Source organism: Arthrobacter arnarulunnguaqae (assembly GCF_051262515.1).
Classification (GTDB): Bacteria; Actinomycetota; Actinomycetes; order Actinomycetales; family Micrococcaceae; genus Arthrobacter_N.
Map to the genome: position 1 here is coordinate 52,814 of NZ_JBIMER010000007.1, position 11,408 is coordinate 64,221.

Sequence of the window (11,408 nt, forward strand, 5' to 3'; positions counted from 1 at the left end):
CATGGTATCAGTTGACGTCTTCCGTGATGATCGTGCTAGCCTCTTTGTCACGAGAAAACATTGCTGTTTCCATGAGAGTCGAGATCGCATGCCCGCTACTTCCCCTTCCGCCACCGCCCCCTTCGCCCTATCCGTGCTCGCCAACGGCAGCACCGGGGTGGGGGTGACCGCCGCGGATGGCCTCGCGCGAACCGTCGCGCTGGCACGGACGGCGGACCGGCGGAGGTACCACCGGTTCTGGATGTCCGAGCACCACGCGATGGCCGCCACGGCCGTCTCCTCGCCGCAGCTGATGGTTGCCCGCCTTATTGGCGAGACCTCGGGCATTCGTTTGGGTGCGGGTGGGATCATGCTCCCCAACCACGCGCCGCTTGTGATCGCCGACCAGTTCGGGATGCTCGATGCCCTGGCGCCGGGGCGGATCGACCTCGGCGTGGGCCGGGCTCCCGGCACCGACCCTGCGACGGCGGCCGCGCTGCGCCGCGGGACGGAAGCCAATGACCGGTTCCCGCAGCAGGTCGTGGAACTCCTGGGGTTCCTCGGTGACGACTTCCCGCAGGGGCACCCGTATCGAGACGTCCACGCCGTCCCGGGACCGTGGCAGGCCGCCGAGAACCGCGTGCCCGCGCGGTCAACCGGCCCGGAGGTCTGGGTCCTGGGATCGTCCCCGTACTCGGCCCTGCTGGCCGCGGAACTCGGCAGGCCCTACGCGTTCGCCCTGCAGTTCGGTGACGCCGACATAGACACGGCCCTGCGCCTCTACCGGGAGAACTTCCGCCCCTCCGACGTGCTTGCGGCACCCCACACGCTCGTCAGCATCCCCGTGGCCATCGACGACGATCCCGGCGAGGCCAAAAGGCAGGCGGCGACCTCGGCGATGGCGATGCTGCGCATGTTCCAGCGCAAGGGCTACCTGCTGCTGCCGCCGGACGAGGTCGCCGCCTACCCCGCCGACGTGCAGGAGCGGCAGGTCATCGACACGTACACGAACCGCAGCTTCCACGGGACTCCCGCGGCCGTTGCCGACCGACTCGAAGCCCTGCACGAACGCACCGGCGCCGACGAGGTGATGCTCGTTGTCGGCGGCCACTCGGCTGCCCGCGACGAACGAGGAATCGAACTCATCGCAGACCACTACGCGCTGCCAACCACGATCGAAGGAAAAACCCCATGACCGTCCCACGCCGAGCCCTGATCGTCATCGACGCCCAGCAGGAGTATTTCGAGGGCCTGCTTCCTATCGAGTACCCGCCCCGAGACGAGTCGATCGCCCGCATCCGGACTGCGATCGACACCGCCGAACGGGCAGGCATCCCGATCGTGATCGTGCGGCACGAGCTCCCGGACGGAGCCCCCGTGTTCGGTGCCGGTTCCGCCACCTCGCAGAGCCACCCCCTCGTCTCCGAGCGCCAGAAGGCTGCCGCCAAGCACGTCGTCAAGAACTTCTCCGGCGTCTTCGCCGGCACGGACCTCGAGGCATGGCTGCGCCAGAACGACGTCGACACCCTCACGCTCGTCGGCTACATGACGAACAACTGCGTGATCGCCTCGGCCGCCGCGGCCGAACCCCTCGGCTTCGCCGTCGAGGTCGTTTCCGATGCGACCGGAGCGATCGATCTGGCCAACGAGGCCGGTAGCGCCGGCGCCCCTCAGGTCCACGGCACGATCATGGCGTTGCTGCACTCCAACTGGGCGGCCGTCGCCGACACCGAGACCTGGACGTCCGCCGCCACGGCTGGCGAGCCGCTGTCCAAGAGCGACCTAGTGACCTCCGCATCCCAAGGACGAACCTCCCGCTGACGCCCCGAACCGGCCCGCCAACCCACCCAGCAAGGATCAATGGTCCCCAATGCCACAGGAATCCGTCCCCATCCCTCGACGGATCGACGAATAGGAGCTTTTAGTTCAATCTCCGAAAACAGGAAGCCGGTGGCGCTTGGGAAGTTACCGGGTCGGGGTTCGACTTTTTGGGCTGCCTTCCGGGGTCAGGGGGTCCTTCCGACGGATTGGTGGCTTGCCCCGGGTGGCTTACAGTCCTGTTCGATGAGCGCCACGAGGGTGTCGAGTGCCTGGGTGAGTTCGAGGTCGGTGGGCGCTCCGTAACCGATGACGAGGCCGTTGGGCGGGTGTATGCGGGCGTAGAAGCGGGCGAGCGTCGCGACGCGGAGCCCGCGCTGGAGCAGCGTCGCAGCGAGTTGGCTGGCGTCGGTTTCCGAGCCGAAGCTCAGGACGGGGTGGAGGGCGGACAGGTCGACGTCGTCCCGGGAGCCGAAGCGTTCGAGGAGGAGCCGGCGGCGGTGTGCGTAATCCCGCCGGGCCCGGGCGATGTGCCGGGCGAGGCCGCCACCGGCGTGTCGGGGTCCCGGCGCGTGTTCTTGAGCATGCGTCCGGCTTCGCCGCGGACCACGAGGTAGCCGCAGCGTAGCCGAGGGCTCAGGGTCTTGGAGAACCTGCCCGCGAGCACGACCTCCGCTTCCGAGGGAAGCGAGGCCACGGCCGGCAGCGGCATGCGGCGGTGGCGGAACTCGCTGTCGTAGTCGTCTTCGAGGACGAGGACGTTGTTTTCGGTGGCCCAGGCCAGCAGCGCCAGCCGTTCCCCGACGGGCATGTGGCCGCAGAGGGGGTACTGGTGGCTGGGGTCACCAGCACGGCGTCCGGCGGGTGGGGGAGCGTGGCGAGTTGGTCCGCGCGCAGGCCGTCGGCGCCGACCGGAAGGGTTTCGACCGTGGCCCCCGCGGCCGAGAGCACCCGGCGCGCGGTGGGGTATCCGGGATCCTCGCTAAGTGACGTTGGCCGTCGGGGCGCCTCGACCAAGGCGCCGTACTGGTCGGCCAGCCTTGCTAACGCCTGTCATTCAGATGTTCCTCCCCCGGGGCCGCAAGGGATCGACTGAAGCGGGGTCAGTCGTCTACGACGATGCCGTTCTGAAGGGTTGACAGCGTTTCGGCCCAGGACTAAACCTGCTTTTGGGGCTTAGTCTTGAGCCTTCTGTGAGCATCCGAAGCATGGTAGTTCGATGACGCCCCCTCAGGCGGCACTCGACGCCTGAGTCGCTTCTGAGAGGACTCCTCATGCGTGACCAATCACCAGGCTATAGCCGCTCCTCGCGGCGCCCGCGGCTTGCCCGGCTGACCGTCGTCGCGACTGCGTGGGCGGCCATTTCTGCGCTCGCCCTAAGCTCGGCGTCCGCCAGCGGCGGCGATGGGATTGGCGACCCCGTCCCCGACGTGCCTCAGAGTCCTGTAAAAGTCGGGCTTGCGCTCGTCAGCACCGACGTGACCGCACCGCTCGCAGGGATCACCGCACCAGGGCAGAGCCGCAAGCTCTACATCGTCGACCAGATCGGGCATCTCAAAGAGCTCAGCATCGACGCCCCTCGCCCGGTAGCGCAGCTAACCACCGTCCTTGACGTCAGCGAACTGCTGGTCGGCCCCCAGGCCCCCGACGATGAGCGGGGCTTCCTCGGTGCGGCCTTCGCCGCCGACGGCCGGCTCTTCACGTACACCTCCGAAGCATTCGACCCAGCCGATCAGGCCACCTTCCCACTGCCTCCTGACCCGCCCGGTCCCTGCGATCTCTCCGGCGCCGTACCCGACCATCGCAGCGTGATCCGAGAATGGCGCCCGACCAGCACCGATCCGCTCCGCTTCGGCGCGCCATCCAGCAGCCGCGTCCTGTTCACGGTCGACCAGCCACAATCCAACCACAACGCGGGCGACATGCACTTCGGTCCCGACGGCATGCTGTACATCGCGTTCGGTGACGGCGGCGGCGCAGACGACCAGAACTGCCAAACGAACTTCGACGACACCCCGATGTTCGGCCACGGCGCCAACGGCAACGGGCAGAACCCTACGAACCCGCTGGGTGACCTGCTGCGGATCGACGTCAACGGGACCAACTCCAAAAACAAGCAGTACGGCATACCGGCGGACAACCCCTTCGCCACCACACGCCCCGCCGGCCAGATCCCGGAGCTCTTCGCGATGGGCTTCCGCAATCCTTACAGGTTCTCCTTCGACGCCCAAGACTTCACCCCCACCAACACCGGAACCCCTGCCCAGGCCTGGGTCGGCGACGTCGGTCAGAACGACGTCGAGGAGGTCAACGTGGTCTCCGCCGGCGGCAACTACGGCTGGCGAGCCCGGGAAGGCAGCTTCCTGTTCAACCCCGGCGAATTCCAACTCAAGGGTTCACGCTCCGACGCATTCGTGTTTGCTCGAACGACCAGTGACGCCACGTTCACCGACCCAGTGGCCCAGTATGACCACGACGACGGCACCGCCGTCATCGGCGGGTACGTCTACCGGGGCACCGAGGTCCCGGCCCTCCAAGGCCAGTACGTATTCGGCGACACCTCTCGTCGGCTGAACAACGCACACGGCAGACTGTTCGCCACTTCCGGCTCCAAGACAGGGCCCCACAGCGTCGTCGAGCTCCGCGACGAGCCCCTGGACGTCCAGCTCATCGGCTTCGGCCAGGACGAGGACGACGAACTCTACGCATTGGTCTTCGAACCGGGGGCGTCCGGTCAGATCCATCAGATCACCCGCTGACGGATTCCCGCCACCTCGCGGTCCTCCCGGTCTTTGAAACTGTGATGTCTCGAAACATCGGTGACAGTTCTGTCTCAGGACAATGGTGACACTCGATTTCTCCGGACATCGGTAACAGTTCCCCTCGCCAGCGCCTACTTGCGGAAGCGGGCGCGGGCCTTTCGGATGCCCACGTACGCGGTACCTTCCGGCGGCCATAGGTACTCCACAATGATCTCGCCCTCGGTGCTGACGAAGACGATTCCCTCGGCGTCCCAGTCGGCGATGACGATGCGGCCGCCCATCGCCTTGGTCAAGGAGAACAATGTCCTGCCGATGTTGACGACGCCGTTGGGATAGACCCGCAGTTTCTGGCTACCCGTGGTTGCCGGGTGGGCGATGCTGCCGGTGATGGTGCTTTGTGCCGCCTCCCGTGGTGCTTCTGGTTGCTGGTCAGTCGAGGTGCTCTCGGCCGCGTCGCCGGCGGGGTCAGGAGCTGCTTCGGCGGCACCCACAAGTGGGAGCACCGGGCTTGGGCCCTGGGGCTCGGGAGGAACTGGGACGGGCTTGGGTCTCGGCGCCTCGGCGATGGCTGTGGCGTCCCAGGACTGCTGAGGGGTGTTGCGCCCCGGCAGTCCCTGATGCGGGCGCTCGGTGTTGTAGATCTGGTCAAAGCGGTCGACCTGGGCCTGCAGCTCTGCGTGGGATTGGGCGAAGGGTTGCTTGTCCAGCCACCGGAAGAGGGTCTGGTGGAATCGCTCGTTCTTTCCCTGGGTGGTCGGCTTGTACGGTTTGCCGGTGATCGGCTCGACGCCGAGCGAGGACACGTAGGTGACGAGCTGTCCTTCCCGCCCGCGGCGTGAGGGGTTGAGGGCCATCCCGTTGTCGGTGAGGATCCTTTGAGGTACCCCGCGGGCGGCGATGCCCTTCTTGACGACCGCCAGGGCAGCCTCGCTGGTTTCCCCGCTCGCCACGTGGGTGGCCAGTGCGAGGCGGGAATGGTCGTCCTGCAGCTGGAAGATCACGCACCTGCGTCCGCCGGTGAGCACGTATTCGGTGGCATCGAGTTGCCAACAGGCGTTCGGGGCGGGGTAGACGAACCGGCGGTACGCGGCCCGGGGCTTTTTCCTTGGTTAGAGCCTGGCCACGTTTCTTTCCCGGAAGATCCGTGCCAGCGAGGCAACTGACGGGGCTTGCATCTTCAGGGACACCATTTTGTCGTGAACGCTGATCGGCCCGTGGTCCAGTCCGGCGATTCCAGGGCGGCCCGCACCTTCAGCGCCTCTTGCTTGCGCTCCTCGGTGAGTTTCGTGGGAGAGTTCTTCGGGCGGCGTGAGCGTGGTTCCAAGGCCGCGGCCTGGCCCTCGCCCCGTGCCCTGGCCCGGATTGCGTAGAACGTCTTGCGGGTGATGCCGTGCTCGTCGCAGAACGTGGTGACGGACCCGCGTGGCGCATCATCGGGCCATTGGGCGATGGCAAGGCGGATACGGGCGTCGACAGGCTCATTCTTCTTCACCAGTCATTCTTTATGCCCCGCCGGTCAAAGCCGTGTTGACCCTCGGAAAGTGTCACGACCAAAACACGCCAAAGTGTCACCGATGTGTTGAGGCAGAACCGTCACTGATGTCCTGCGACATAACAAGATTCAAAGCGACACACGCTAAACCTAACAAAGTACTACTACCGGGGACGCAAACAAACCCTGGACACGGAGCAGGTCGCCGAGCTCGTCCGCCGTGCGGGGGCAGGCACCCCGAAACCCGATCTGGCCCGGGAGTATGGGCTCAGCCGGGAGACGGTGTACCAGTACCTGCGTCGACATGCCGCGGCACCAGTGGAACCACCGGGTGCCTCCGCGAGTGCCGTTCCTGCCGTCGAATAGCCTTAGGGGATCGGTCCAGGCTTTGGGCGGAACAGCTCCGGCACCTTTCGATAGGAATTCCATGCAATACCGCAAACTGGGCAACAGCGGCATGTACGTCAGCGCGATCGCGCTGGGCAACTGGGCGACGCACGGGGAAACCGTGGAGCAGGATCTCGCCACGGCATGCGTGCGCAAGGCGCTGGACCTTGGCGTCACCACCTTCGACACGGCGGACGCCTACGCGGGCACGAAAGCCGAAACGATGCTCGGCGAAGCCCTCCGCGGGGTGCGCCGCGAGGGCATCGAGGTCATGACCAAGGCGTTCTTCCCCACCGGGCCGGGCAGGAACGACCGCGGCCTGTCCCGCAAGCACGTGATGGAGTCCATCAACGGTTCCTTGCGCCGCTTGCGGACGGATTACGTGGACGTCTACCAGGCGCACCGGTACGACTACGAGACGCCGTTGGAGGAAACCATGGGTGCCTTCGCCGATATCGTCCGGGCGGGCAAGGCCCACTACATCGGCGTTTCCGAGTGGACGGTGGAGGAGATCCGGGCTGGTGCCGCGCTGGCGGCCGAGCTGGGTATCCAGCTCGTCTCCAGCCAGCCCCAGTACAACATGCTGTGGCGGGTCATCGAGGCCGAAGTCGTGCCGGTGTGCGAGGAGCTCGGGATCACCCAGGTGTGTTGGTCGCCGTTGGCCCAGGGCGTGCTGAGCGGCAAGTACGGTGCCGTGACCCGTCCGACCGGCAGCCGTTTCAGCTCCGACGACGGCGGTTTGAAAACCGAGCACAGGTTCATGCAGCCGGCGGTCATCGAACGGGTCGAAAAGCTCAAGCCGATAGCTGCTGACCTGGGCGTGCCGCTGCCCACTCTGGCCGTTGCCTGGGTGCTGGCCAACACCAACGTCTCCGCGGCGATCGTCGGGGCCAGCCGGCCCGAGCAGCTAGAGGACACGGTTAAGGCCGCCGGTTTGGCCTTGAATCATGACACGCTCGAGCTGATCGACGGTGCTCTGGGCGATGTCGTGGAGCGCGACCCCGCCAAGGTGGAATCGTTCCCCCAGCGCGTGTAGGGAACGCGCGGACCAGCGCCCACCTGTTGGGTTGGCCCTGTGCCCTGCCCGCTTGGGCATGTGAAGATCGACAGGGGGCGGATCGGAAGTCCGTTCGTCCCTAGTGCGGCCCCTCAGCGAGTTGCACGGGTGGCTCCGCCCGGGGCCTGCTTAGGCTGAGTCTCGGCGCGTGGGAAACGGGTACGCCCGCCGATGAGAAGCAACCATGGGAGGTTCGTCGTGGCCATACCGGCCGTACCGGGTTCAGATGCGGAGATCCGCACCTACCTCGACTCGTTGGGCGTGCCGGGAATCATCGACCTGCACGTGCATTTCATGCCCCGGAACGTGATGGAGAAGGTTTGGGCATTCTTCGACGGCGTTGCGGACAGCGGCGCTCCGGCCTGGCGCATCGTCTACCGGGATACCGAGGAGGAGCGCGTGCGAACGCTCCGGAACATGGGCGTGAAGGCCTTCACCACGCTGAACTACGCACACCGCCCAGGCATGGCTGAGTGGCTCAACGACTACTCGACGGCGTTCGCCTCGGTGCATTGCGATGCCATCCACTCCGCCACGTTCTACCCGGAGCCCGGTGTGGAACGAATCGTCGCGCACAGCCTGGAACAGGGTGCCCGGATCTTCAAGGTCCATATCCAGGTGGGGGGATTCTCTCCCCTAGTCCCGGGCGAGTTGACGGAAGTGCGTTCTTCCGAGCCGCCATCGTCCGGTGAGGAACAGTACGCGTACTACCGCGTGCAGAAGTTGTCCCGGGGTTCACGGAAGGACAAGACGCGGATCGTCTACAGCCAGAACATCACCCTCGAGGGCATCCCGGAGGAGGTCTTCGAGACCAGGTGAACGGCAAGTCGGCGTTGGAGTGGATCCTGGACCGCTACCCGGTAACCACCCACAAGGACTCGCAGATCACCAACGATCCCAATGACTACTGCCGCGAGGTTGGGAATCCGCGGTACGTCATCGATCTCATCAAACGGATCGTGACAGTGTCGGTGGAGACCCATAGGATCGTGGCAGCGCTGCCGGCGCTAGACATTGCCGAATAACTGGGGACGGGGACGATGGGGGAACAGGAGGGGACCGGCGCGGTTATTTTGTACGCCAGCGACGATGGTCAGCAGAGAGTCCAACTGCGGGCGTCGGGAGGGACAGCCTGGTTGTCTCAAACCCAGTTGGCGGAGCTGTACGGGACGTCCGTTCCAAATATCGCACAACTTATCCGGCGGATCATTGCCGACGGTGAGGTGCCTAGTTCAACTATTAACTCAGAGTTAAGTGTTCGAACCGAGGGCACGCGTCAGGTGCAGCGCGAGGTCAAGTTCTACAACCTCGACATGATTCTTGCCATCGGTTACCGGGTGACTACACCCCGAGCCGTGCAGTTCCGGCAATGGGCCACCACCGTTTTGAAGGAGTACCTGGTTAAGGGCTTCGCGATGAACGACGGTTACCTGAAGGATCCGGCAGGAACTGACTACTTCGACGAGCTGCTGGAGCGGATTCGCAGCATCAGGGCTTCGGAGAAGCGGTTCTACCAAAAGGTCCGTGAAATCTTCGCGAAGACGAGCGCGGACTACGACAGCCGTTCGGATACCGCCCGGACGTTCTTCGCCACCATTCAGAACAAGTTGATCTACGCGGTTGCAGGCAGGACCGCGGCGGAGCTTGTCCTTGAGCGTGCGGACTCGAGCTCGGCCAACATGGGGCTCACCAACTGGGCGGGTCAACAGGTCAAGCGAAGCGACGCGGAGACAGCAAAAAACTACCTCACGGCGGACGAAGTCACGGAACTCGACCGCCTGACCGTGATGTTCCTCGATTTCGCAGAGGACCGCGCGCGCCGTCGCCAACAGACCCTCATGGCCGATTGGGTAGCGCAGGCGGACCGCTTCCTGGACTTCAACGAGCGTTCGCTTCTTCGAGGCGCCGGTTCCGTGTCCCACGAGTCGATGAAAACCGAAGTGGCTCGCCGATACGAGGACTTCAACAACCGGCGCCGTACCGAGGACGCCGAACTGGCTCTCGAAGAGGAAGCGCACGACCTGAACGAACTCTTGCGAACAGCCGAGGCCGTTGACACTTCTACACATGACCGCGACGATTCGTCCGGGAGAGAGATCTGACCGTGGCCAAATACACCGTCCAGCAACAGCAGGTCGACACGCTCCTGGGGTGGGTCCGCAGTGGGCAGGTCGCCATTCCCGAGATGCAGCGGCCTTTCGTGTGGAACACCACCAAAGTGCGCGACCTCATGGATTCCCTCTACAATGGCTTCCCCATCGGTTAGCTCATCACGTGGCAGAGCCTTGACGTCGGTCTCAAGGACGGGAGTACGTCCAACTTCAAACAGATCCTCATCGACGGCCAGCAGCGGATCACCGCCATGACCGCGGCACTCGTAGGGGCCAATGTTGTCGATAAGACTTACCGGAAGAAGCGCATCAAGATCGCGTTCAACCCAGTCACCGAAGAGTTCGCCACGCTTACTCCAGTCATTGAGCGAAGCCCGGAATGGGTTTCCGACATCGCCGAGTACATCAGTGCACCCGGTGTCATGAGCTTCATCAGGAATTACCTAGCGGCTACCCCCGAAGCCGACGAGCTCTCCGTCGAGCAGGCATTCGGAAAGCTGGGGGCGATCAGGACCGCGCAGGTCGGGATCATCACGCTTGCTGACGATCTGGACATCAACACGGTCACCGAGATCTTCATCCGAATTAACTCCAAAGGCGTGCCCCTCAGCAGCGCCGATTTCGCGATGAGCAAGATTGCCAGCCACGGTACGTTCGGCTCGAATCTGCGCAAACTGATCGACTATTTCTGCCATCTGGCCGTAGCGCCGCATGTATACGACGACATATCCCGAAACGACGCTGCGTTCGCTGCTTCCGGCTATATGCAGAGGATTGCCTGGCTCCGCAACGATTCCTCGGACCTGTACGACCCCAGCTATACCGACGTTATTCGCGTAGCCGGAATCAAGGAGTTCAAGCGCGGCAAAGTCGCCGCGCTGGTCAGCGTTTTGTCGGGAAGGGACTTCGAAACCAGGCGGTTCGATGAGCAGCTGGCCGTCGAATCGTTCAAGCGGCTCGAGAACGTGCTTCTGGAAATCGTCAACCAGTACAACTTCCAGCAGTTCACCATGACCATCAAGTCGGCCGGCTTCATCTCATCCAGCATGATCACCTCCGGAAACGCCCTGAACTTCGCTTATGCCCTGTACCTCCACCTGCGCAGCGAACAGAGGATGACGGAAGGCGAGATCAAAAACGTGGTGCGCCGCTGGTTCGTGATGTCGCTGATCACGAGCCGATACACGGGGTCCTTCGAGACTGCCTTCGAAGCCGACATCCGCCGCATCGCGGAGCAAGGGGCGCCCGAGCTCTTGGCGAATATTGAGAAGTCCGCCATGAGTGAGAATTTCTGGGACGTCGCCGTACCCATGGACATGGAATCCACAAGCATTCGGAGTCCGTACTTCCAGACGTTTCTCGCGGCGCAAGTCCACTCCGGAGCTCGCGGATTCCTCTCGAAAAACATCACGGTGCGCAGCATGGTGGAGGAAGCCGGGGACATCCACCACCTGGTTCCCAAGAACTATCTCCAGAAGAACGGCGTGCCGGACCGCGGCGACTACAACCAGATCGCCAACTACGCACTCACAGAGACACCGATCAACATAGCCATCAGGGATTCGGCCCCCGCTGACTACATGAACCGGGTCCAAGCCCAGATCGGATCGGGCGCCCGTGAACTGGGTGAGATTTCCGAAGGCTACGAACTACGTGAGAATCTCGCCGCAAACGCCATACCGGACAGCATCTACACCACGACCGCCGAGTCCTACCAAGGTTTCCTCCAAGAACGCAGGCGCCTGATGGCGCATTTCATCAGGGACTACTACCGCAGCCTCTAATAGTCCTGCCCGCCTCAG

8 protein-coding genes and 3 pseudogenes are annotated in these 11,408 nt (G+C 64.2%); 9 read left to right on the forward strand and 2 right to left on the reverse strand.

Annotation, left to right across the window (positions count from 1 at the left end; translation table 11 throughout):
- Nucleotides 1-88 precede the first annotated feature (88 nt).
- Nucleotides 89-1,174, forward strand: a complete 1,086-nt coding sequence (locus ACHAAJ_RS08555; RefSeq protein ID WP_435727665.1) for an LLM class flavin-dependent oxidoreductase — start codon at nucleotides 89-91, stop codon at nucleotides 1,172-1,174.
- Nucleotides 1,171-1,800 carry an isochorismatase family protein gene (locus ACHAAJ_RS08560; RefSeq protein ID WP_435727666.1) on the forward strand — a complete coding sequence of 210 codons (630 nt, stop codon included), beginning with the start codon at nucleotides 1,171-1,173 and terminating at the stop codon, nucleotides 1,798-1,800. The genes ACHAAJ_RS08555 and ACHAAJ_RS08560 overlap by 4 nt, the downstream gene beginning before the upstream one ends.
- Before the next feature lie 424 nt (nucleotides 1,801-2,224).
- On the opposite strand, the gene ACHAAJ_RS08565 is transcribed toward ACHAAJ_RS08560, so the two are convergent.
- Nucleotides 2,225-2,608: a hypothetical protein gene (locus tag ACHAAJ_RS08565; protein ID WP_435727667.1), complete on the reverse strand. Its 384-nt coding sequence runs from the start codon at nucleotides 2,606-2,608 to the stop codon at nucleotides 2,225-2,227.
- A 619-nt stretch (nucleotides 2,609-3,227) separates the two neighbouring features.
- Between ACHAAJ_RS08565 and ACHAAJ_RS08570 the strand changes: the two genes are divergently transcribed.
- The gene (locus ACHAAJ_RS08570) at nucleotides 3,228-4,556 is read left to right on the forward strand and encodes a PQQ-dependent sugar dehydrogenase (protein ID WP_435727668.1); all 1,329 of its coding nucleotides are present in this window, start codon (nucleotides 3,228-3,230) and stop codon (nucleotides 4,554-4,556) included.
- Nucleotides 4,557-4,690: 134 nt separating this feature from the next.
- Here the strand turns inward: ACHAAJ_RS08570 and ACHAAJ_RS08575 are convergent.
- Nucleotides 4,691-6,051: pseudogene (locus ACHAAJ_RS08575) on the reverse strand (integrase core domain-containing protein).
- A 165-nt stretch (nucleotides 6,052-6,216) separates the two neighbouring features.
- On the opposite strand from ACHAAJ_RS08575, the pseudogene ACHAAJ_RS08580 reads away from it, so the two are divergent.
- From ACHAAJ_RS08580 to ACHAAJ_RS08605, 6 genes and pseudogenes are all read left to right on the forward strand, one after another.
- Nucleotides 6,217-6,417: pseudogene (locus ACHAAJ_RS08580) on the forward strand (helix-turn-helix domain-containing protein); the annotation flags it as partial.
- Between the two features lie 61 nt (nucleotides 6,418-6,478).
- Entirely contained in the window at nucleotides 6,479-7,474 is a 996-nt protein-coding gene (locus ACHAAJ_RS08585) for an aldo/keto reductase family protein (protein WP_435727669.1), read from the forward strand.
- A gap of 192 nt (nucleotides 7,475-7,666) precedes the next feature.
- A complete protein-coding gene (locus ACHAAJ_RS08590) occupies nucleotides 7,667-8,314 on the forward strand; it encodes an amidohydrolase family protein (RefSeq protein ID WP_435727670.1) in 648 nt (215 codons plus the stop codon).
- The gene (locus ACHAAJ_RS08595; protein WP_435727671.1) at nucleotides 8,311-8,520 is read left to right on the forward strand and encodes a type ISP restriction/modification enzyme; all 210 of its coding nucleotides are present in this window, start codon (nucleotides 8,311-8,313) and stop codon (nucleotides 8,518-8,520) included. Before ACHAAJ_RS08590 ends, ACHAAJ_RS08595 begins: the two co-directional genes overlap by 4 nt.
- Before the next feature lie 15 nt (nucleotides 8,521-8,535).
- Entirely contained in the window at nucleotides 8,536-9,597 is a 1,062-nt protein-coding gene (locus ACHAAJ_RS08600) for a virulence RhuM family protein (protein ID WP_435727672.1), read from the forward strand.
- Nucleotides 9,598-9,599: 2 nt separating this feature from the next.
- Nucleotides 9,600-11,390: pseudogene (locus tag ACHAAJ_RS08605) on the forward strand (GmrSD restriction endonuclease domain-containing protein).
- Nucleotides 11,391-11,408 lie beyond the last annotated feature (18 nt).